19 protein-coding genes and 1 pseudogene are annotated in these 21056 nt (G+C 62.3%); 11 read left to right on the top strand and 9 right to left on the bottom strand.

What is annotated here, in order from left to right; all coding sequences use genetic code 11:
• Nucleotides 1-15: 15 nt before the first annotated feature.
• The 11 genes from mdcB (at nt 16) to FJV83_RS18455 (ending at nt 12131) form a co-directional block, all read left to right on the top strand.
• A complete protein-coding gene (gene mdcB, locus FJV83_RS18505) occupies nt 16-960 on the top strand; it encodes a triphosphoribosyl-dephospho-CoA synthase MdcB (RefSeq protein WP_095774261.1) in 945 nt (314 codons plus the stop codon).
• Nucleotides 961-1893: a malonate decarboxylase subunit epsilon gene (locus tag FJV83_RS18500; RefSeq protein WP_095774102.1), complete on the top strand. Its 933-nt coding sequence runs from the start codon at nt 961-963 to the stop codon at nt 1891-1893. It abuts the gene before it with no gap.
• A gap of 377 nt (nt 1894-2270) precedes the next feature.
• Nucleotides 2271-2639: a DUF3088 domain-containing protein gene (locus tag FJV83_RS18495; RefSeq protein ID WP_142887136.1), complete on the top strand. Its 369-nt coding sequence runs from the start codon at nt 2271-2273 to the stop codon at nt 2637-2639.
• 185 nt (nt 2640-2824) lie between these two features.
• Complete coding sequence (locus FJV83_RS18490; protein ID WP_095774101.1) at nt 2825-3811, top strand: MsnO8 family LLM class oxidoreductase; 987 nt, start codon at nt 2825-2827, stop codon at nt 3809-3811.
• 26 nt (nt 3812-3837) lie between these two features.
• The gene (locus FJV83_RS18485) at nt 3838-5184 is read left to right on the top strand and encodes an LLM class flavin-dependent oxidoreductase (RefSeq protein WP_095774100.1); all 1347 of its coding nucleotides are present in this window, start codon (nt 3838-3840) and stop codon (nt 5182-5184) included.
• Nucleotides 5184-6413: a M20 aminoacylase family protein gene (locus tag FJV83_RS18480; RefSeq protein ID WP_095774099.1), complete on the top strand. Its 1230-nt coding sequence runs from the start codon at nt 5184-5186 to the stop codon at nt 6411-6413. The genes FJV83_RS18485 and FJV83_RS18480 overlap by 1 nt, the downstream gene beginning before the upstream one ends.
• A complete protein-coding gene (locus FJV83_RS18475; RefSeq protein WP_095774098.1) occupies nt 6410-6934 on the top strand; it encodes a GNAT family N-acetyltransferase in 525 nt (174 codons plus the stop codon). Before FJV83_RS18480 ends, FJV83_RS18475 begins: the two co-directional genes overlap by 4 nt.
• 185 nt (nt 6935-7119) lie before the next feature.
• Nucleotides 7120-8922: an amino acid ABC transporter permease/ATP-binding protein gene (locus FJV83_RS37560; RefSeq protein ID WP_095774097.1), complete on the top strand. Its 1803-nt coding sequence runs from the start codon at nt 7120-7122 to the stop codon at nt 8920-8922.
• Between the two features lie 111 nt (nt 8923-9033).
• Entirely contained in the window at nt 9034-9975 is a 942-nt protein-coding gene (locus FJV83_RS18465; RefSeq protein WP_095774096.1) for an ABC transporter substrate-binding protein, read from the top strand.
• A 103-nt stretch (nt 9976-10078) separates the two neighbouring features.
• Nucleotides 10079-11017 (top strand): ABC transporter substrate-binding protein, encoded by a 939-nt coding sequence (locus FJV83_RS18460; RefSeq protein WP_095774095.1) that lies wholly within the window; start codon nt 10079-10081, stop codon nt 11015-11017.
• A gap of 40 nt (nt 11018-11057) precedes the next feature.
• Nucleotides 11058-12131 (top strand): LLM class flavin-dependent oxidoreductase, encoded by a 1074-nt coding sequence (locus FJV83_RS18455; RefSeq protein WP_095774094.1) that lies wholly within the window; start codon nt 11058-11060, stop codon nt 12129-12131.
• 310 nt (nt 12132-12441) lie between these two features.
• Here the strand turns inward: FJV83_RS18455 and FJV83_RS18450 are convergent, their stop codons facing one another.
• From FJV83_RS18450 to FJV83_RS18410, 9 genes and pseudogenes are all read right to left on the bottom strand, one after another.
• Complete coding sequence (locus FJV83_RS18450; protein ID WP_095774093.1) at nt 12442-13380, bottom strand: homocysteine S-methyltransferase family protein; 939 nt, start codon at nt 13378-13380, stop codon at nt 12442-12444.
• 35 nt (nt 13381-13415) lie between these two features.
• The gene (locus FJV83_RS18445) at nt 13416-14264 is read right to left on the bottom strand and encodes an amino acid ABC transporter permease (protein ID WP_095774092.1); all 849 of its coding nucleotides are present in this window, start codon (nt 14262-14264) and stop codon (nt 13416-13418) included.
• The gene (locus tag FJV83_RS18440) at nt 14254-15081 is read right to left on the bottom strand and encodes a transporter substrate-binding domain-containing protein (protein ID WP_142887134.1); all 828 of its coding nucleotides are present in this window, start codon (nt 15079-15081) and stop codon (nt 14254-14256) included. Before FJV83_RS18440 ends, FJV83_RS18445 begins: the two co-directional genes overlap by 11 nt.
• Nucleotides 15082-15521: 440 nt before the next feature.
• Nucleotides 15522-15728, bottom strand: a complete 207-nt coding sequence (locus FJV83_RS18435; protein ID WP_095774090.1) for a LacI family DNA-binding transcriptional regulator — start codon at nt 15726-15728, stop codon at nt 15522-15524.
• A 69-nt stretch (nt 15729-15797) separates the two neighbouring features.
• Nucleotides 15798-16826, bottom strand: a complete 1029-nt coding sequence (locus FJV83_RS18430) for an ABC transporter permease (protein WP_095774089.1) — start codon at nt 16824-16826, stop codon at nt 15798-15800.
• A 29-nt stretch (nt 16827-16855) separates the two neighbouring features.
• On the bottom strand, nt 16856-18394 hold the full coding sequence (locus FJV83_RS18425) for a sugar ABC transporter ATP-binding protein (RefSeq protein ID WP_095774088.1): 1539 nt from the start codon (nt 18392-18394) through the stop codon (nt 16856-16858).
• Nucleotides 18395-18470: 76 nt separating this feature from the next.
• Complete coding sequence (locus FJV83_RS18420) at nt 18471-19412, bottom strand: sugar ABC transporter substrate-binding protein (protein WP_095774087.1); 942 nt, start codon at nt 19410-19412, stop codon at nt 18471-18473.
• Between the two features lie 158 nt (nt 19413-19570).
• Nucleotides 19571-20030: pseudogene (locus FJV83_RS18415) on the bottom strand (hypothetical protein).
• 30 nt (nt 20031-20060) lie between these two features.
• The gene (locus FJV83_RS18410) at nt 20061-20861 is read right to left on the bottom strand and encodes a 3-methyl-2-oxobutanoate hydroxymethyltransferase (protein ID WP_095774086.1); all 801 of its coding nucleotides are present in this window, start codon (nt 20859-20861) and stop codon (nt 20061-20063) included.
• Nucleotides 20862-21056 lie beyond the last annotated feature (195 nt).

Genomic DNA, 21056 nt, shown 5'->3' with positions numbered 1-21056 from the left:
ATTGCGTCTGCGAGCATGCGTCAAAACTGCCTGACCGCTGTCAGACCGGGGGGCGTCCATGATGCGGAAGCCATCGCCGCCATCGCTACCCGCTGCCTGCTCGACGAATTGGAAACCTGGCCCAAGCCCGGCCTTGTCAGTCATCTCGACGCCGGCAGCCATTCGGACATGGACGCCGCTACGTTCCGCCGCAGCGCCACCGCAATCCAACCCTACTTCCACGCTCTGGCACAAGCGGGCTCCCTAGGCTGGGGCATGCCACGTCTCAAGATCATCGGTCTAGAAGCCGAAGCTGCCATGTTCGCCGCCACGGCAGGCATAAACACGCACCGAGGCGCCATCTTCGGATTGGGTTTGCTCTGCGCCGCTGCCGGCGCTGCGGCGAGCGGGCGAATCGATTGCGCAACGCCACTGGGAGTGGCCGTCGCACAGCTGTGGGGCCGCGACATTTTGGACGGGCCAGCGTTGCATGACAGCCATGGCGGCGGGGCGTTCAGGCGGTATGGAGCCGGCGGCGCCCGATCGGAGGCGGCGCAAGGGTTCCCGAGTGTCTACAGGGTCGGCTTGCCGGCGCTTCAGCGCGGCACCCTGCTCGCGCCTGGCGATGCGGAAGCGGCGCGCGTACAAGCCTGTTTTGCGCTGATTGCCATTTTGCAGGACACCAATCTGCTGCACCGCGGTGGCCTGTCCGGCCTCTCTTATGCCCAGCACGCTGCCCGCGGATTTCTTGATGACGGCGGCGTGGGGACGCCCGACTGGCGCCAGCGGGCCAATGTCGTACATCAGTCTTTCGTCACACGTCGACTAAGTCCGGGGGGGTCGGCGGATCTTCTCGCCATGAGCCTCTTCGCCCAGGCTTGCGAGGCGAAGGCCGCTTCATCGCGTATGCGAGATGACTGGAGCGCAATTCCTTCTTCGCGCACGCGGCTGCTTCGTTCTCTAACTGGTGAGGCACCCTGAATGACCTTGGCTGTTCTATGCTCCGGCCAGGGTCCGCAGCATCGGGAAATGTTCGCTTTGACCGGGAATACACCGGGAGCAGCAAACCTTTTCGCTCACGCTGCGGCACTGTGTGGCGGAAATGACCCGCGCACGATGGTCCAGACCGATACAGACGACGGCCTGCACCGCAACCGCGTCGGGCAGGTGCTGTGCACTCTTCAGTCACTGGCCGCAGCGTCGATCCTGCGCGATGTGTGGCCCCGCAGGCTCGTCATCGCAGGCTACAGCGTTGGCGAAGTGGCCGCCTGGGGTGTCGCGGGCTTGCTGGATGCTCTGGTCACCCTCGACCTTGCGGCGCAACGCGCGGACCTAATGGATGCGGCCAGCATGCCTGGGGATGGCTTGCTGTTTGTTCGCGGCTTGTCTCGCAGTGCTGTTGATCGCTTGTGCAGGCAACACGACATGGCGGTTGCCATCGTCAATCCAGGCGACGCCTATGTCCTCGGCGGTGCCGGCAACGCGTTGGATTCCCTGGCAGGTGAAGCAAACGCGATGGGCGCTGCGCGCGTTGTTCGCGTTGCGGTGAATATAGCCTCTCACACGCCGCGCTTGGCGGTCGCCTCGGCCGGATTCCGCAAGGCGTTGGAACACGCTCCTGTCAGCTCTGCGCCCGAAATCGGTGTGCGTCTGCTCAGCGGGATCGATGGCTCTTCTGTCGTTGACGTCGCGGTCGGCATGGACAAGTTGGCTCTGCAGATTTCCCACACCGTCCAATGGGCAGCGTGCCTGCAGGCTTGCGTGGAAGCCGGAGCAAGCACATTTCTTGAACTCGGGCCGGGCCGGGCGCTCAGCGAAATGGCTCGGAGCGCCTACCCCCACATACCCGCCCGGAGCCTAGACGACTTCAGGACGGTGGCGGGCGTCCGCACCTGGCTGGCGCACCTCTCCTGACGAATTGCAACTCCCGGTGCGGGACGGACCCTGAAGCCTTGGTCGATCGCTCGAAGCTCGGAATAGTCTCAACTGCCCCGCTGCAGCAAAGCCTCCAAGACGAGATCGATATCGACGAATACTTCCCCGTTGATCGGATTCTTGCCTGGTCTGCGAAATCAGCTTCCAGAGACCGAGGTCAATAGCCGCACGAACCACCCACATCCGGGAACATCCACTGGTCGACCGCATCGACCTCGGCAGCAACTGGGTTCGGAGCAAAAGCCGTTCAAGAGACAATTATTGCTTCACAAGGCACGCGCTTTGAAATGCCTGCCTTCGGCTGGGTCCCGCCGATGCAAGTAAGCTTCGGCGTCCGAAACCTCCTCGAAGTGGAAATGCCGTTGCCATCCGCCAATTCAGAAAAACCCGCCCTGTTCCTGCTCTCCCCGGATTTCGAAGACGCCAAATTTCCGGGGCAGCGATTCTTCTGCCGCCACTCCGCCCTGGTGGAAGGCGTGTTGACCTCGTTTCCCAGGCTTGGCGATGCGATCGACATCAGACGGATCGCCTTCCCCCGGCCGCGCGCCGACGTGGTGGAGCTTATCGGCGAAGCCAATCAGGCGCTTCCCGTGCTGGTGCTGCCGACCGGTGAAACCTCGCCTCACGCATCCGGCGAGGCCAACGGCCGTCAGTTCGTTTCCGGCGCCGAGCGGATCATCGATGCACTGGTCGGACGCGACCTCATCCCGCCGCCCCACCCATGAACCGGAACCATGATGCGAAACCCGCTCACAGGCCGGACATTCCAAAGCCGGCGCCCGATGAGAAAGGGTTTTTCCCTCAACGGCTGAAACTCGGCATATAGTCTATAAAATCTATAGACTATATGCATTACGATCTGCACCCAAGACGTTCATGGCCCACACGGGCCGCCGAAGGTGGAGATCCCATGGCCTATGCGCTCAGCCTCCTCGACAAGAGCCCGCTCGCCCATGGAGAAAGCGCGACGGATGCGCTGAAACGAACCGTGGCGCTGGCACAGCTTGCCGAACGGCTCGGCTACCGCAGGTTCTGGGTGGCCGAGCACCACAATGTGCCGGATCTCGCGAGTTCCTCGCCGGAAGTGCTGATCGCCTACCTGCTCGCCCACACCAGCCGGATCCGCATCGGCTCCGGCGGCGTCATGCTCCAGCACTACAGCCCCTACAAGGTCGCCGAGAATTTTCATCTGCTTGGGGCGCTGGCGCCGGGCCGCGTCGATCTCGGCATCGGCAAGGCGCCCGGTGGGCTGCCATTGTCGACACGCGCCCTGCAAGGCAGAAGTGACCCGTCGCACAGCCGGGATTTCGGCGAGCAGATCGCCGAGCTTGGCGCCTATCTCGACGGCGCTGGCCCGGTCGAAGGGCTGAGCGCCACGCCGCGTCCGCCGGTCGCCCCGCAGCGCTTCCTGCTCGGCGCCAGCGTCGAGAGCGCGCTGCTCGCTGCTGCGCATCAATGGGAGTTCGTGTTCGCCCGCCATCTCAATGGCGACGATGCCCTGCTCGATGACACCGTCGCGGCCTATCGGGCGCAGACCGGCCGCGCGCCGATCATAGCTGTCTCGGTCATCGTCTCCGAATATGCCGGCGAGGCCGAGGCGCAGGCCGACAAGATCAAGCTGTTCAAGGTGCATGTCCCCGGCGCCCAGAGCGTCACCGTTGGCAGCGAGGAACAAGCAAAGGACTATGCGCGCCAACTGGGCTCGGCCGAATACCGCATCGCGCCCAAGCAGCAGAGCGTGATCGCCGGAACGCCGGACCAGGTCCGCTCCGAACTCGACCGCCTGCATGCGCGCTCCGGCACCAGCGAATTCATCGTCGAGCCGGCCGTCGGCGGCCTATGGCGCCTTGCCACCGCCGAGATGCTGGTGCGTGAGCGGCCGGCGGCCGCGGCCTGAGCAAACAGATCAAGGAGCTTGCCGTCATGAGCAATCAGCAAATTCCCTTCGGCATCATGCTGCAAGGCCCGGGCGGGCACATGAACGCCTGGAAGCATCCGAGCGTGCCTTCTGATGCCAGCACCAATTTCGACTACTACGTGCGCATCGCTCAGCAGGCGGAAGCGGCAGGCATTGCCTTCGCCTTCGTCGCCGACGGGCTCTACATCAACGAACAGTCTATCCCGCATTTCCTCAACCGCTTCGAGCCGATCGTGCTTTTGTCGGCACTGGCGGTGGCGACAAAGAGCATCGGCCTCGTCGGCACGTTATCGACCTCCTACAGCGATCCGTTCACCGTGGCGCGGCAGTTCGGATCGATCGACGCTGTCAGCGGCGGCCGCGCCGGCTGGAATGCGGTGACCTCGCCGCTCGAAGGTTCGGCGAAGAATTACGGCCGCGACAAGCATCCCGAACACGCGTTGCGCTACGAGATCGCCGCCGAGCATATCGAGATCGTCAAGGGCCTGTGGGATTCCTGGGACGACGACGCTTTCGTGCGCGACCGGCAGGTCGGCCGCTATGCCGATTTCTCCAGGATGCACCGGCTGAATTTCAAGGGTCGGTTCCATTCGGCCGAAGGGCCGCTCAATCTCGGCCGCTCCGCGCAGGGGCAACCTGTGCTGTTCCAGGCCGGTGGCTCCGATGACGGCATCTCGCTCGGCGGCCAGCATGCCGATGCCGTCTTCGCCAACGCCGCCGCCTTCGAGGAAAACCGCGAGCTGTCGCGCCGGCTCAAGGAAAGCGCGGTCGCGCACGGCCGCTCGGCCGACCACATCAAGATCTTCCCCGGTATCGCTCCGATCGTCGGCTCGACGCAAGAGGAGGCCGAGCGCAAGTACCGCGAGATACGCGACCTCGTCAGTGTTCATGAGGCGCTGCTCTATCTCGGCCGTTTCTTCGACCACCACGATTTCACTGCCTATCCGGTCGACGATCCGTTCCCCGAGTTGGGCGACATCGGCAAAAACAATTTCCGCTCCACAACCGATCGCATCAAGCGCGTCGCCAGGGAAAAGAAGCTCACGCTGCGCGAGGTCGCACTAGACGCGGCAACGTCGCGCAGCGAATTCATCGGCACGCCCGAAAAAATCGCCGACCGGCTGATCCGCTGGGTGGACGGTGGAGCCGCCGACGGTTTCGTGTTGGGCTTCCAGGTCATCCCGTCCGGTCTCGACGATTTCGAAGCCCATGTGCTGCCCATCCTGGAGAAGCGCGGCCGCCACGCGTGCAGCCAGATCGGCACGACGCTGCGAGACCATCTTGGCCTGCCCTTCAAGGATAGCCGCTATGCCCAGGCTCCCGCGACGCCAGCCACCGAGGAAGCCGCCTGATGACTTTTCAGGCACCTCCGCTCTCGATCACAACCGAAGCGGCAATCCTCGACCACGCACACGAATTCGTCGCGCTGCGCCGCAAGCTGCACAGCGAGCCGGAGCTGGCCTACAAGGAGAAGAAGACCAGCGCGCTGGTCGCGGCGCGCCTGCGGTCCTGGGGCTACGAGGTCACTGAGAACATCGGCGGCACCGGCGTGGTCGGCACGCTGCGCAACGGGCTTGGTGAAAAGAGCATCGGCATCCGCGCCGACATGGACGCCTTGCCGATCGTCGAGGCGACCGGCCTGCCCTATGCCAGCACCAATCCGGGCGTGATGCATGCCTGCGGGCATGATGGGCACACGGCGATCCTGCTGGCCGCCGCGCGCCATCTTGCCGAGACGCGGGATTTTTCGGGCACGCTGCGCCTGATCTTCCAGCCCGCCGAAGAAGGCGGCGCCGGCGCCAAGGCGATGATCGCCGACGGGCTGTTCGAGCGCTTCCCAGTCGACGCCGTCTTCGGCCTGCACAATTGGCCAGGCGTGCCGGCGGGCCAATTTGCCTTCCTCAGCGGCCCGGCCATGGCTTCCGTCGATCTCGCCATCATTCGCATCGTCGGCAAGGGCGGCCATGGCGCCAGGCCCAGCCACGCCGTCGACCCCATTGTGGCCGCCGCCTCGCTGGTGATGGCGCTGCAGACGATCGTGTCGCGCAATGTCAACCCGCTGGAGACGGCGGTGGTCACCGTCGGCACGATCAATGGCGGCATCGCCGCCAACGTCATCCCCGACAGCGTCGAGCTCAAAATCACCATCCGGACCTTCAGCAAGACGGTGCGCGAGCAGATCCGGACGCGCATCATCGCGCTCGCAGAGGCACAGGCGCAAAGCTACGGCGCAACCGCCGAGGTCACCTATCCGCGCGGCTATCCGGCGCTCGTCAACCACCCGGAAGAGACCGAGTTTGCCCGCCAGGTGGCGCTCCGGCATTTCGGCACCGAGCGGATCGAAACAAACTTCTCGCTGATCACCGCCAGCGAGGATTTCGCCTTCATGCTCGAGGCGCGGCCGGGCAGCTATCTCTTCGTCGGCAATGGCGACAGCGCCGACCTGCACAGCCCCGACTACGACTTCAACGACGACATCCTGCCTGACGCCGCGCGCTACTGGGTGGCATTGGTCCAGGACTATCTCGCCGCGAACGCGGCTCCGCGGACAAGCGAGCCGGCAACAGGGCCCACGCCATGACAGACAGCTTTCTCTACACGACACCGCTCGATCCGCGCGCAGCCCCACTTATCGAAGCGCTGACCTGGGAATACACGACGCGCTACGGCGACCATTTCGGCGAACCGGGCGAAGAGATGCGCCGCTATCCCGCCGAGCTGTTCGCACCCCCCAATGGAAATTTCCTGCTGTTGACACGCAACGGCGCGGCGATCGCCGGTGGCGCCTTCAAGCGCTATGACGAGCGCACCGCCGAGCTCAAGCGCGTCTGGACCCATATCGATCTGCGACGCCAGGGCCTTGCGCGCAAGGTGCTCGCCGAACTGGAGCTGCAGGCGGCGCGCCAAGGCTATACGAGGCTCTATCTGACCACGGGCTTCCGCCAGCCGGAGGCCGCCGGCCTATATCTCAACGATGGCTACACCGCCCTGTTCGACACCGCCGTCGACCCGGAAATCCACGGCACCCTACCCTTCGAAAAGGACATCAGCGCCCTGACCCTGGAATTCGGGCCGAGCGCGCTCGAACGCAAGGCAAGCTGATCCATCGATCAGGCACGTACACACGCCCACGAACCCTGAATAAGATAGATGATTTAACTCCTGAATTCTAAAAATATAAAAAGCAATGTCGTGTAATTCATCTTGATATCAATAGGGTCATCTAAGTTTACTTATACACATAAATTACCTGCTCGAAATACTACCCCGTTGGAGCGAGAGTGACCATGACAATGACGGCCGACATAGGCGAGGTAGCCTCCCCCAGAAATGTACCATTCACCTCCGACCGTCAGGGGTACAGGGTAGTGCCGGCGAAGCACCCCTGGCGCGTGGTCGGCACCGTCGTCGCCGTCGTGGTCATCTTCTTCACGCTGCAGTCGATCATGACCAATCCGAGATGGGGCTGGGATGTCTTTGCCCGTTTCTTCCTCTCCGAACCCGTGCTGGTCGGCCTTGGCCGAACGCTGCTCTTGACCGTGCTCGCCTCCGGGCTTGGCTTTTTCCTCGGGACATTGCTCGCTTTCGCCCGCGTGTCCGCCTCGCCGCTGCTGTCGGGCGTGTCGTGGGCCTATATCTGGCTCTTGCGCTCCATCCCGCTGATCGTGCTTTTGCTCGTCCTCAACAATCTCGGCTATCTCTATCCGACCATCAATGTCGGCGTACCATTCACCGGCCTTTTGTTTGCGCAATACAACACCGTCGAGGTGTTCAGTCCGTTCTGGGTGGCAGTGGTCGGGTTGAGCCTCAACCAGGCCGCCTTCTCGGCCGAGATCATCCGCGGCGGCATTCTCTCGGTCGACCAGGGCCAGCACGAGGCGGCGGCCGCACTCGGTCTGTCGCGGCGCCGGCAGGCACTGGGCATCGTGCTGCCGCAAGCCATGCGCGCCATCCTGCCCAGTGGCTTCAACGAGATCATCGGCTTGGCCAAATCGACCTCGATGGTCTACGTGCTCGCTCTGCCCGAGCTCTTCTACACCGTCCAGGTCATCTACAAGCGCAACCTGGAAGTGATCCCACTCCTGATGGTGGCGACCATCTGGTACCTGATCATCATGAGCGTGCTGTCGATCATCCAGCTCGGCATCGAGCGGCGGTTTTCGCGCGGCGCCGTGCGCACGCCGTCCGGCCCTCTCCTGCCCAGCCTCTTTGCCTTCTTGTCCGGCCGCCGCTCGGTACGGGTGGCCACTCCGGCGCCCTTTGTCCCACCGCCTTCGACCGCCGTTCGCAAGCCACTGGTAACCGCTGGCGAGAAACTGGCGCGGCAAGGTGTCGGGCGCATCGCAATTCGCGACGTCTCCAAGAGCTTCGGCGCACTGACGGTCCTCGACGGCGTCGATCTCGACCTGGCGCCCGGCTCGGTGACGGCGATCATCGGCCCGTCCGGCGCCGGCAAGTCGACGCTGCTGCGCACCATCAACCATCTTGAGCGCACCGACACCGGGTTCGTGACCATCGACGACGAGCTGGTCGGCTACCATCGCGACGGGCATACGCTCTACGAACTCAAGGAAGCGGCCATCCGCCAGCGTCGCGCCGCAATCGGCATGGTGTTCCAGAACTTCAACCTGTTCCCGCATCTGACCGTGATTGAAAACATCATCGAAGCGCCGGTCTCGGTGCAGGGTGTTGCACGCGCCGAGGCGATAGCGCTGGCAAAGGATCTGCTCACCCGCATCGGCCTGCCGGAGAAGGCCGACGCCTATCCGCGGCATCTGTCCGGCGGCCAGCAGCAGCGCGTCGCGATCGCCAGGGCGCTGGCGCTGAAGCCGAAGGTGCTGCTCTTCGACGAGCCGACTTCGGCGCTCGATCCCGAGCTCGTTGGCGAAGTGCTCGATGTCATCAAGGAGCTGGCGACCTCCGGTACGACAATGGTGATCGTCACCCACGAGATCGGCTTTGCCCGCGAGGTCGCCGACACCATCGTCTTCATGGAAGGCGGCAAGATCCTCGAGGTCGGGACGCCGTCCAGCGTCTTCACCACGCCCGCCCACCAACGCACGCGCGAGTTCCTCGCCAAGGTTCTCTAGCGACCGGAATTTCAGGGAAAACGCGCCGGCGCCATGTGCGAACCGCCGGCTTTCCAGGCTCCCCGTTCGGGGAGCGTCAACCCCGCACGTCCATCATGCAAGGAGAGACCCATGACTTTGTACAGGAAGCCGTTATCCCTCGCCTTCGGCGCGGTCCTATCGGCCATTACCTTTGCCTCCGTCGCCCAGACGGCGGAATTCGATCTCACCCCCGAACAGCCGGGCCGAATTCACACCGAAAGGAGCCAGAAGGCAGCCGCGGCAATCGCACCGAGTTTCAAATTCGCCAAGCAAGGCTATCTGACGGTCGCCACCAGCCCTTGGGATCCGCCGGTCGGCACCTACGCGACCGATGCCAAGACCGTGGTCGGTACCGATCCTGACATCACGGTGCTGATCGCCGAAACGCTGGGGCTGAAACTTGATCTCGTTCCGGTCGCCTGGGCCGACTGGCCGCTCGGCCTTGCCTCAGGGAAATATGACGCCGTCGTCAGCAACGTGACGGTGACGGAAGAGCGCAAGGAGAAGTTCGACTTCTCGACCTATCGGCAGGACGTTCTCGGCTTCTATGTGAAGGCCGACAGCAAGATCACCTCGATCAAGGAACCGAAAGACGTCGCTGGCTTGAGGGTGATCACCGGTGCCGGCACCAATCAGGAAAAGGTCCTGCTCGAATGGGACCGCGAGAATGTCGCGGCCGGGCTGAGGCCTGTCGAGGTCCAGTACTATGACGATTCGGCGGCAAGCCAGCTCGCCATCCAGTCGGGCCGCGCCGATGCCGAGTTCAATCCGAACGCCACGCTTGCTTACTCTGCCGCCGTCAGCGGCAAAACCAAGCTGGTCGGCATCGTCAGCGGCGGCTGGCCTCTGACCGCCGAGATCGCAGTGGCGACGCGCAAGGGCGGCGGTCTCGCCGATGCCATTACGCTGGCCATCAACGAGCTGATCGCCAGTGGCAAATATGGTGAGGTGCTGAAGAAATGGAGCCTGACCGCCGAGGCCATCGACCAATCGCACACCAACCCGCCCGGCCTGCCGAAGCCCAACAGCTGAGCCAAAACGCATTGAAGGCGGACGCAATCGGGGTCCGCCTCTTCCGTCATGCATGCGTGCGCACGACGTGCACAGGCAACACCGCGAGAAATTGGGAAATTCAATGTTCTTGAGAACCAAAGCGATACCGGCCTTCATCGGCATTTCGGCGTTCCTGGCAGCCTCTCTGGTGTCGCTCGCATCGGAGCCGTTTGACCTCAGCCCCCAACAGTCGGCGCGCCCGCGCGCCGAGAAAGATCCTGCTTTGATTGCGTTGATCCCGGCGCGTTTCAAATTCGTCGAGGACGGCGTTTTGACGGTTGGCATCGCTCCCGGTGGGACACCGCCGGTTGCCACCTACGCGACCGATGCGGCAACCGTCGTCGGGGCCGATCCTGATATCGCCCAACTTATTGCCGACAAGCTCGGCAGGAAACTCAACCTCGTTGCGGTGGCCTGGGAAGACTGGCCGCTCGGCCTGACGTCGGGAAAATACGATGCCGTCATCAGCAATGTCGGCGTCACTGAAGAGCGCAAGCTGAAGTTCGATTTTTCGAGCTACCGGCAAGGCCTGCACGGTTTCTATGTCAGGAATGACAGCCCGATCACCGCGATCAAGGAGCCGAAGGACATTGCCGGGCTGCGCGTCATCACCGATGCCGGCACGATCCAGGAAAAGATCATTCTGGAATGGAGCACGCTGGATGTCGAAGCCGGACTGAAGCCGGTCGAGATCATCTATCTCGACGACACCGCCGCATCGAGCCTGGCAATCCGCTCCGGCCGCGCCGACACGATTTTCTCGATGAATTCGGCCCAAGCCTATCAGGCAGCGCTGACCGGCGAAACCCGGTTGGTCGGAACCATCAACGCCGGCTGGCCGCTGACGACCGATGTCGGGGTCACCACGAAGAAGGATAGCGGCATCGCCGATAGCATCACCGCAGCGCTCAACGAGACCATCAAGGATGGGAGCTATGCGAAGGCGCTCGCAAGATGGAGCCTTTCCGCCGAACAGATCGCGCAGTCGCGGACCAATCCGCCGGGGCTGAAGAAGTACTAGGGGCTGGCATGGGACAGACCGCAAAAGGGAGGCAGCGGCCTTGACGTCAATCTCGTGCAGCATCCGCAAGCTCGCTTTCCTCACACCCGGCAACTATCCTGACAGTGATCCGCATTCAGGGCTTGAGAAAACACTCCAGCTGTTCGAGCTTGGCGAGCGGCTCGGCTATGATGGCGCCTGGGTGCGGCAGCGTCATCTCGAGCCCGGCATTTCGTCGGCGGCCGCCTTTCTGGCCGCCGCCACGCAACGCACAAGCCGCATTGAACTGGGCACCGCCGTGATCCCGATCGGCTACGAAAGCCCCTACCGCCTGGCCGAGGATCTTTCGACGGTCGACGTGCTGTCACGCGGCCGATTGAATGTTGGCCTGAGCGCCGGCTTCCCGCCGCATGCCGAGATCCTCGGGCCGCTTGTCTTCGACAGCGACTGGCGGAGTTTCGATTTCTCGCATGAGCGCGTGCTGCGCTTCGTCAACAATTTGCGTGGCGGTCCGATCGGCGAACCCGGCGCGATCATCGAATTTCCCGGCGGCCGCGTGCGCCCTCGCCTGCAGCCGCATGCACCCGGTCTCCTCGAAAGGATCTGGTATGGTGGCGGCTCGCTCAGATCGGTTGAATGGACCGGTCGCAATGGTCTCAACCTGTTGATCGGCAATGTCACATCCGGCGAGGGAACCGACAATTTCTTTGAAGCGCAATTGCACCAGTTGGAGACTTTCTTTGCCCAGCAAAGCGAGAGGCGAGCTCGCGTGGCGTTGGGCAGGGTGATCGTGCCGTTCGACCGCGCCGATGCAAGCACGAGGAAACGCTATGCCGACTATGCGGCCGGACGCCACGAGCGCACCTTGAAGGCGCATGGCGAGCGGCGGACGCTTTTTGCCCGGGACATCGTTGGCACATCCGAACAGATTCTGGAGCAACTTGCCAGCGACCCGATCCTGGACAAGGTAGACGAATTGCGGCTCGAATTGCCCTACGAATTCGAGCAGCATGAATACGAGCAGATCATCACAGATTTCATCGAGACCATCGCGCCGGCACTCGGCTGGCGGCGTTTGGGCCTGACGGCTTCGGCAGCAGAGACCCCGCTGCAGCTCCCGACTGCGGTCTTATGAGACTTCGACGCGACAGAACTGAATCCCCTGCCGATAGTTCCAGACGCTTGAAGTGGGCGGAAAGATTCTGGTCCGGACGGTGTTTCCGGCATGGCCTGATTCTTCCACAAGGGGGTGCGAAAGCGACAGGCGAAGTTTGGCTACACTCCATGCCCGTCAATCGCCGAGCAGTTCAAGATTCTCACTGCCTAAAAGGCCGTACGAGATAGCTGCTCATCTGGGCGCAGTGTTGCTGTGGTGCCGGTCTGCCCTGTTGTGACCTTCACGCCGCTCATTCAAAATTGTCCTTTGCGGTTCCGGAAGCAGTCGACTAGACGACGTCTTGGCCGGATGGCACCAGATCGCGGCTTGCCTTGATTGCCGCGATATGTTCGGGGCCTATGCCGCAGCAACCACCGATGATCGTCGCTCCCTGCTCCACCCACAGCTTCACCCATTTGAGATAGTTCTCGGGGTCCAGATCCTTCCTGATCTCCGAAATACCTGCATACGGCGTGTCGGAAGGCGGTTCGGGCAGAAAGGCATTGGCGTAGACGCCAAGTTCTATCTTGCGACTGCCCAATGCGACGATCGCCTTGCGGGACGCCACGACCGCCTCGCCCATGACCTCGGGCTGACTGCAATTGAACAAGATCCCCGATGCTCCGGCCTCGATCGTCGCCGCGACCGCATCGGCAACCGGCTCGCCGGATCGCAGCTCCGGCGGGCCGGCTCGCCCGTCCTCATCCTTCAGCGTGTAGGAGACAAAAATCGGCAAACGTGAGTTCTTGACCGCCGCGAGCGCCGTCAATGCCTCGGCGGTGGAGCTTTGCGTCTCGATGAGCCAAAGATCGATGTGGGGAGCAAGCCCCTCAACCAGGCTTTCGAGGATGCGCGGCGCCTCGTCGGGCTTGAAATTGCCCGGCCTGTAGCTTTCAAACAGCGGCGGCAACGACCCCGCGACCCTGATGTCGCCAGGCAGGCGGTCGGCGACTTCGCGGGCGATACGACCGGCGCGATCCGCAAGCGCGCGCCCCTCTTTCTCGAAACGCTCCCTGCCGATCATATGCGGCACCAGGCCGTAGGAATTGGTGGTGATGATATCCGCACCGCTACCGGCAAATGCCGTGTGCGCCTTGGTCACGAAATGCGGCGCCTCGATCAGCGACAGCGCCGACCACTCAGGCAACCGAAACGGAGCGCCCAGGCGTTCCAGAAGACGACCCATGCCGCCGTCCAGAATGGTGAAGTCGTTAAGGTGATCAGTCATGATTTAAGGTCCGTTGGATGTCAGCGAATGAGAAGCTAGACGGCCCGGTAGCCGCGGCCGAATTTCACTTCAAGCCTATGCTGGACGAGTTCGAGCCCGATCGAGAGCGCCCAATAAAGCACAGCCGCGGTCAGCAGCATTTCCATGTAGTGGAAAGTTGCGCGGCCGTAAGACTGGGCGAGAAAATTCAGCTCCCATAGGCCCATGATCGACACCAGCGAGGAATCCTTCAGCATCGAAATGAAATGGGCTCCGCCAGGCGGGATGATGACGCGCATGGCTTGCGGAGCGATGATCTTCCAGGCGATCACTTGTCGGGATAGCCCGAGCGACAAGGCCGCCTCGCGCTGTCCACGATCCACCGAGGAGATGCCTGCCCGGATCGTCTCGGCAAGATAGGCCGCATAGTTCAGCGAGAGTGCCAGAATACCGGAGGTAAACGCCGACAGAATGATGCCGAACTGCGGCAGCGCCAGATAGATCAGCAAGACCTGCACCAGCAACGGCGTGCCGCGAAAGAAAGACGCGTAGAATGTCGCCACGCCAAAGGCGACCGGATTGGTCGACAGGCGCCCGAGCGCGGTGAGTATTCCCGCGCTCACGGCAAAAATCATCGACAAGGCCGTCACCAGCAGCGTGAGCGCGACGCCCTGGACGAAGCCGTCTGGAGACAAACGCAAGCCGAGCATGAACGGCAGCTTTTGGCGGATGAGGCCGAAGTCGAGACCGAGGCTGCCGAGCCCAACGCATAGCACCAGAAACAGTGTCGCCCAGGTCAGCCAGACCTTGAACCGGAAACTCCATTTCTGCGTGATCGGCTGAACACCCCGCGTGACCGCGACGAGGTCTGCAGCGAGACCCGCCGAGCCGGGTTCAATCGACATTTTTTGTGATGTCCACGCCGAACCATTTGTTCGAAATGGCGGCGAGCTTTCCTCCCGTCTTCAGTTCCACGATGACGCGTTTGACCTCCGCGTCCCATTCCGGATCGCCCTTGTCGGTGACGATGGCGTTCGGCTCGGCAAACAACGGATCGCCCAGCACCTTGAGCTTGCCCGTTGCGTCTATCTGACCCTTGGCGGTGCCGGCAGAAGCGACGATGGCGTCAAGGCGCACGCCCGGTCCGAGGGCCAGATTCTGGAAATTCACGGTCTCGTCGCCCGGCACGACCTGCACGTCATGGAAGGGAAACTCGATCGCCGGTTGGCCGGGAATGGTGAAGTTGCGATTGACGTAGGCTTCGTATGACGAGCCCGATCCGACGCCGACGCGCTTGCCGGAAATGTCCGCCACGGACTTGATGGTCTGCTCCTGGGAATTGACCACAAGCACGGCCGGAACGCTGTAGTAGATCACCGGAAAGTTCAGCACCTTGGCCCGGTCTTCGGTGGGCGTCGTCGATGTGATGCCAACATCCCAGCGACCGGCCCACTTGCCGCCGACAATGGTTTCCCACCCGGGCGATTCCAGCTTCAGCTTGGCGCCGAGCTTTTCGGCGAACGCCTTCGCCACGTCGACATCGAAACCGTCCAGTTCGTTCTTGTCGTTGATGAAGGCAAAGGGCGGATAGTCATTGACCAGGGCATCGACCACGACACCGGTCTTGTGAACCCGGTCGAGTGTCTCACCGGCCTGGGCTGCCGACGCCGCCAGGGACAGCGTCAACGCATAAGCAGCAATCTTCGAAACCGATATTTGCATGATTGGCCAAATCTCCTTGTTGAAGCAGAGATTTGCAGCAGTTCATCCGCGCCCTAAAGGTTGGATTTTTCAATTAATTTCGGCAATGACGAAAAACCATCCACCTTCTTTCAGCACCTCGCCATCGCGCCGACCGGATACAAGATCGACGAACTGACCGTCGACATCAAACGGGCAAAATCCTTTGACGTCGCCGGGTAACGGAGGGCTTGCGTTCTTGGCGCGGCTGAAGGCCGCGCCAATTGGCTTGTCGGCCCTTTCTCTCGCTTGCCTGTGCCAAAGACGGCTAGATCGAGAGCAGCAGCAATGACTCCGATCGTCTCATAGGAACCTTCTTTTTTCAAAAGCACTTGGGAGGCGATCAGTGATACTATCTGATCCGATCGCCTCATAACTTTTCGTCACGCCTGCGAACGCGCGTTCCCCTGCCGAAATTCCTGTCAGCTGCGATCGTCCATCCGCGCGAGGCTTATTTTCCGCTCATTGATCCTGCGGACCGCATCCATGACTGTCCGCGAAGCAGATGACGAGACGTTTGATTGCCCCTTCAGTACGCGGTGCACAGTGCCGACGCCAACGCTCGCCGCCGCGGCAATTTCCTTGATGGTTCCCAGCCGTTCGATCCCGATCGCCGGTTCGTATGTCATGTTTAACTCTCCTCGCCACAATGAGAAACGGGTGGCGGGTGCGCAGCCGCGGCTGCGCAGCCTCCTGCATCACGTCTTGCGGCTCTTCTGGCGATAGACGTCGGCAATCACGGCGGCGATAATGATCAGGCCCTTGATGATCTCCTGATAGAAAGCATCGACGCGCAGGAAGGTGAAGCCCGACATCATCGTGCCGAGAATGATCGTGCCGATCACCGTGCCCGTGATGCGGCCGACGCCGCCGGTCAGCGAGGTGCCGCCGATCACCGCCGCGGCAATTGCGTCAAGTTCGTACATCACACCCATTCCGGCCTGCGCAGTTTGCGCGCGCGATGCGGTGACGATGCCGGCGACGCCCGCGAGCAGACCAGCGACGGCATAGACCTTTATCAGGTGGCGCTCGACGTCGATGCCGGAGACACGTGCGGCCTGCACATTGGCGCCGATGGCGTAGGTGAACTTGCCATAGCGCGTATAGCGCAGCGCCACGTGGAAGATCACGGCGACTACCAGAAAAACCACCACCGGCCAGATGCCCGAGCCGATGAAGTTGAACTGGTCGGTCAGCCCCGACACCGGTTGACCCTTGGTGTACCACTTGCACAAGCCCCGCGCGGACACCATCGTGCCCAGCGTCGCGATGAAGGGCGGGATCTTGGTGTAGGCGATCAGCGCTCCGTTGAACACGCCAGCGAGCAGGCCGACTGCCAGTCCGACCAGGATCGGGATGACAAACGGCAAGTCGGTGAGCGAGGGATAGAGTGCTTTGGTCCAGGCCGACGATTGCGCCAGGCTGGCCGCGATCATGGCAGTCAGGCCAACCATGGAACCCGACGACAGGTCAATGCCGCCGGTGATGATGACCTGGGTGACGCCCACCGCAATGATGCCGATGACCGAGACCTGCAGGATCATGATCTTCAGGCGTTGCGCATTCATCAGGAAGCTCTGGCCGACGAAAATCCAGCCGAGCAGTTCGAACACCAGTGCAATTCCAAGCAAGATGAGAAGGATGTTCGCTTCGACCGGCAGTCGGCGCCTGTTGGCCCCGATCCCAGTGAAAACGGCGGGTCCCGGCAATGTGCTGTTCGTTGACATGTTGTATCCTCCCTAGTTGTGTTTGGGTCCTATTTCGAAGCCAGTTCCATGATCTTGACCTGTGTCGCCTCCGCCCGATCGAGAATCCCCGTGACGTGTCCTTCGTGCATGACCAGGATGCGGTCGCTCATGCCAAGCACCTCGGGCATTTCCGACGAGATCATCATCACCGCCACGCCATCGCGCGCGAGTTCCGTGACCAAGCGATGAATCTCGGCCTTGGCGCCGACGTCGATGCCGCGTGTCGGCTCGTCGAGGATGAGAATCCTCGGCTTGGTCAGGAGCCAGCGCCCAATCAACACCTTCTGCTGGTTGCCGCCGGACAGGTTTTCGATGCGTTGCGCGAGATTTGGCGTTTTGACGCGCAGCGTTTCGCTCATCAGCGTGCAGGCGCTGGTGATGCCCTTTTCGGCCACGAAGCCGCGTGACACGTAGTCTTGCTGCAGGACGGCGATCTGCATGTTCTCGAGGATGTCGAGGATGAGCAGGCAACCGGTTTCCTTGCGGTCCTCGGTCAGCAGCGCCATGCGGTGACGAATTGCGACGTTCGGCGACGAGATGGTCACCGGCTTGCCGTGGATCTCTATGGAACCCGAACTCGCCGGCGTCACACCGAAGATCGCTTCGGCGACGTTGGAGCGGCCCGAACCCACCAGTCCGGCGACGCCCAGGATTTCGCCGGCGCGGATATCGAAGGAGACGTCGGTGAAGACCCCGGCGAGCGTCAGGTTCTTCACAGACAGCACGACCTCGCCGATCGGGACTTCCTCCTTCGGAAACATCTGTGTGATCTCGCGCCCGACCATCATGCGGATGATGTCGTCACGGGTCACATCACTCGAAAGGTGCGTGCCGATGTAGCGGCCGTCGCGGAACACCGAGAACTCGTCGGCGATCTCGAACAGCTCGTTCATCTTGTGGGTGATGTAGATAATGCCTTTGCCTTGCGCTTTCAGGTCGCGGATGATGGTGAACAGGTGGGAGACCTCGCGCTCGGTCAGCGCCGATGTCGGTTCGTCCATAATCAGCACGTCAGATTCGTAGGAGACGGCCTTGGCGATCTCGACCATCTGCCGGTTGGCGACGGTGAGATCGCGCACCTGCACCTGCGGATGGATGTTGATGTTGAGCCGCCGGAACAGATCCGCCGTCATCCTGTTCATTGTGGTATGGTCGACGAGGCCGAAGCGATTCAGTGGCTCGCGCCTGATCCAGATGTTCTCCGCCACCGTCATGTAGGGCATCAGGTTCAGTTCCTGATGGATCATGGCGATGCCGTTCTCGAGTGCGTCCAGCGGCGACTTCAGCTGGATAGGCTTGCCGCGCAGATGCAATTCACCGCGGTCGGGATGATAGATGCCGGCGATGATCTTCATCAGCGTTGACTTGCCCGCGCCGTTCTCGCCCATCAGTGCATGAACCGTTCCGGGCCGCAGCCTGAACGACACGTCGTCCAGTGCAACGACGCCGGGAAATTCCTTGCGCGCGTTCTCGATGGTCAAAAGATATTCGGAACCTGCGGCCGAAGCCCTGTCGCGGGCGGCGGCCGGTGTCGATGCACTGCTCATGGCGTGCTCCTCCTCCTGGGGGTGATTTTCGGCTGGGCGCGCGGATGCGCGCCCAGAGAGTTTTGGCCAAGCAGGATCAGTTCTTGCTCTGGTAGGTCGCCAGATTGGCCGGCGTTACCAGCTCGAACGGCACGAAGACCTTCTGGTCGACCTTCTCGCCCTTGGCGAGCTTCAGCGCCGCGTCGACCGAACCAAGGCCCTGGCCGGCGGCGTTCTGGAACACGGTGACGTCGAGGTCGCCGGCAGCCATCACGGCAAGCGCATCCCCGGTTGCGTCGACCCCGCCGACTAGCATCGTCTTCATGTCGATTCCGGCGGCCTTCATCGCCTGGATGGCGCCGATCGCCATCTCGTCATTGTTGGCGACGACGGCGTCGAACTGGATGCCGGCCGACAGCCAGTTGCTGACAAGGTCGGTGCCCTGGGTGCGCGACCAGTTGGCGGTCTGCTCCTCGACGATCTTCATGAACGAGCATTCGGGCGTCGCGATCACGTCGTGGATGTCCTGTGTGCGCTGGCGTGCCGCCTGATTAGACAGTTCACCCATCATCACCACGATGTTCGCTTCGGTCTTGCCGGCTTCCTTGAGCAGCCGGCAGATTTCCTTCGTTTCCAAAGTGCCCGACTCGACCTCGTTCGACGCGACGAACGCCTGCTTCTCCGGCAGTTTGTCGACGTTGACCGGTTGGCGGTTGACATAGACCAGAGGAATGCCAGCATCGGCCGCGATCTTCGACATCGCCGTTGTCGCGTCCGTGTCGACCGGGTTGACAATGATCGCGCTCACGCCCGAAGCGATGAAGTTCTGGATCTGGCTCTGCTGCTTGGCGACGTCGTTCTGTGCGTCCTCCACCTGTAGCGTCACGCCGTTAAGCGTCTTGGCATAATCGATCATGCCGTTGCGCAGAACGGTCAGGAAGTTGTCGTCGAACTGCGCCATCGATACGCCGATGTTCTCGGCCGGCGCCGAGGTTGTCATCAGCGCCGAGATTGCGGCGCCCAGAATCAGTTTCTTCATGTCAGTTCCTCCATTTTAAGGCGTCCGGTGCGCCCGATCCTCCCGGAACTCCCCCGGTTCGGGGGTCGTATCGAAACGGCAAGTGCCTCAGCGCCAAGGCCTCGGTGGCAGTTTTGCCGTGACGAAATCCATGTTCACCCGCGTCCGCGCCTGAAAGGTTAGAAGACGATCGTCTTGTGGCCGTTGAGCATGACGCCGGTCTCCAGATGCAGCTTGACCGCACGCGCCAGCACCCTGCTTTCGATGTCGCGGCCGATCACGCGTTCGGTCTCCTGGTCGGTGCCACAACCTCGGCGTTCAGCCATCCGACCTTGATCTGGCAGAGGATGTGCGGGAGTGCCTGGTCGAACTTTGAGACCATGACGACGATCGACGAGCGCGGCGCCTTCATGCCGAAGCGCTCGATAGGCGATTTCAGCGCCCCTTCGATATCGTCCTTTACCGCACCGGTCGGTGCCGCGACCGCGATCCGCATGAAGAAACGGCTTGTCTGGCGCTCCAGAACTGGTTGCGCTTGGCAATGTTGGCGCCCATCGCCGCAAGGTCGGTGGTGACGCCGGCCACGATGCGGGGGTGGTCGTCGCACGAAAGGCTCAGTACATGGATCTTGTCCGCCACGGTGTGATCGCTTTGGTGCGCAACGAGCGTTCATGAGACAGGCAGGCCATCGAAAAAGCGGCGCAGTTCGCCCGCTTCGATACCGACGACGTGGCGCTGCTCGGGGTAGATGCCGCTGCGCACGTCGGCGGCGAACTCGGAGAACGCCGCGATGCGCTCGCGCTGCAGGCGGTCCAACTCGGCTGCGAAGTTGCGATAGGCCTTGGCGTGCCTGGGCACGTGGCCGCGGTTTTGGCCCAACAGGTCGTCGCCGAAAAGATATTGGCAATCGCAGCCGGTTCCAGCACCCATGGAAACCATGAACAGTGACGTGCGCTCGCTGATGGCGGCCGCGACCTCGGCCGGCACCACCTCGATTTCCGCGCCGAAGGCGCCGGCCGCTTCGTACGCCTTGACCGCGTCGAATATTTTGAGGGCACTTTCGGCCGACTTGCCGACTGCCTTGAAGCCGCCTGTCCAGGTGGCCCGCGACGGGATCAGCCCGACATGGCCGATTACAGGAATGGCTTCGTCAGCGAGCCGCTTCACGGTGGCCAGGCTGGCGCTGCAATAGACGGCGTCGGCGCTCGCCTTGTAGAGCGCGAAAGCCCAGCGTACAAAATCGTCCGCCGTGCCGACTTCGAAGAAATTGACGCCCGGCACCGCAAACAGGCTTGGCGCAACCTCGCGGAACTGCGGAAGAACCATCATCTCCGGCGGCACCGAGACCATGTCGACGCCGGCTTTCTCGGCAGCCTCCAACTCTTCCAGCGTCTCCACGCGGATCATCGTGAACTGGTACTTGCCTTTCATGGCGCGGATATCCGCTACTGTCGGTCTCTTCCTGCTCATCGGCTGCCCCTCCCATTTTGCGTAATCATGCCGCCAGCAACGCCTTCGTTTTCACCAGAGCGACGTCAGTTTCGAGGGCCCGGCCGCCTGCCTGATGCCAGGCGAATGTCGCGGGCCAGGGCGTGGCCGGGGCCGATGCCGCTCGCCGAAAGCAGATGTCCGTCCCCCGCCTGCGCCGCAGGCCTCAATCCAATC

The organism is Mesorhizobium sp. WSM4307, from assembly GCF_007003945.1.
GTDB lineage: Bacteria > Pseudomonadota > Alphaproteobacteria > Rhizobiales > Rhizobiaceae > Mesorhizobium.
The sequence above is the reverse complement of the archived record's forward strand: the minus strand, read 5'-3'. Positions and strand labels throughout refer to the sequence as shown.

What these genes read in the sequence shown, in the direction of transcription:
- FJV83_RS18410 (WP_095774086.1), bottom strand. Translation starts at nt 20,861, where the DNA reads ATGAGCAGGAAGAGACCGACAGTAGCGGATATCCGCGCCATGAAAGGC.
- mdcB (WP_095774261.1), top strand. Translation starts at nt 16, where the DNA reads ATGCGTCAAAACTGCCTGACCGCTGTCAGACCGGGGGGCGTCCATGAT.
- FJV83_RS37560 (WP_095774097.1), top strand. Translation starts at nt 7,120, where the DNA reads ATGACAATGACGGCCGACATAGGCGAGGTAGCCTCCCCCAGAAATGTA.
- FJV83_RS18425 (WP_095774088.1), bottom strand. Translation starts at nt 18,394, where the DNA reads ATGAGCAGTGCATCGACACCGGCCGCCGCCCGCGACAGGGCTTCGGCC.
- FJV83_RS18445 (WP_095774092.1), bottom strand. Translation starts at nt 14,264, where the DNA reads ATGTCGATTGAACCCGGCTCGGCGGGTCTCGCTGCAGACCTCGTCGCG.
- FJV83_RS18440 (WP_142887134.1), bottom strand. Translation starts at nt 15,081, where the DNA reads ATGCAAATATCGGTTTCGAAGATTGCTGCTTATGCGTTGACGCTGTCC.
- FJV83_RS18480 (WP_095774099.1), top strand. Translation starts at nt 5,184, where the DNA reads ATGACTTTTCAGGCACCTCCGCTCTCGATCACAACCGAAGCGGCAATC.
- FJV83_RS18475 (WP_095774098.1), top strand. Translation starts at nt 6,410, where the DNA reads ATGACAGACAGCTTTCTCTACACGACACCGCTCGATCCGCGCGCAGCC.
- FJV83_RS18495 (WP_142887136.1), top strand. Translation starts at nt 2,271, where the DNA reads ATGCCGTTGCCATCCGCCAATTCAGAAAAACCCGCCCTGTTCCTGCTC.
- FJV83_RS18460 (WP_095774095.1), top strand. Translation starts at nt 10,079, where the DNA reads ATGTTCTTGAGAACCAAAGCGATACCGGCCTTCATCGGCATTTCGGCG.
- FJV83_RS18465 (WP_095774096.1), top strand. Translation starts at nt 9,034, where the DNA reads ATGACTTTGTACAGGAAGCCGTTATCCCTCGCCTTCGGCGCGGTCCTA.
- FJV83_RS18490 (WP_095774101.1), top strand. Translation starts at nt 2,825, where the DNA reads ATGGCCTATGCGCTCAGCCTCCTCGACAAGAGCCCGCTCGCCCATGGA.
- FJV83_RS18435 (WP_095774090.1), bottom strand. Translation starts at nt 15,728, where the DNA reads ATGACATACGAACCGGCGATCGGGATCGAACGGCTGGGAACCATCAAG.
- FJV83_RS18500 (WP_095774102.1), top strand. Translation starts at nt 961, where the DNA reads ATGACCTTGGCTGTTCTATGCTCCGGCCAGGGTCCGCAGCATCGGGAA.
- FJV83_RS18420 (WP_095774087.1), bottom strand. Translation starts at nt 19,412, where the DNA reads ATGAAGAAACTGATTCTGGGCGCCGCAATCTCGGCGCTGATGACAACC.
- FJV83_RS18450 (WP_095774093.1), bottom strand. Translation starts at nt 13,380, where the DNA reads ATGACTGATCACCTTAACGACTTCACCATTCTGGACGGCGGCATGGGT.
- FJV83_RS18485 (WP_095774100.1), top strand. Translation starts at nt 3,838, where the DNA reads ATGAGCAATCAGCAAATTCCCTTCGGCATCATGCTGCAAGGCCCGGGC.
- FJV83_RS18430 (WP_095774089.1), bottom strand. Translation starts at nt 16,826, where the DNA reads ATGTCAACGAACAGCACATTGCCGGGACCCGCCGTTTTCACTGGGATC.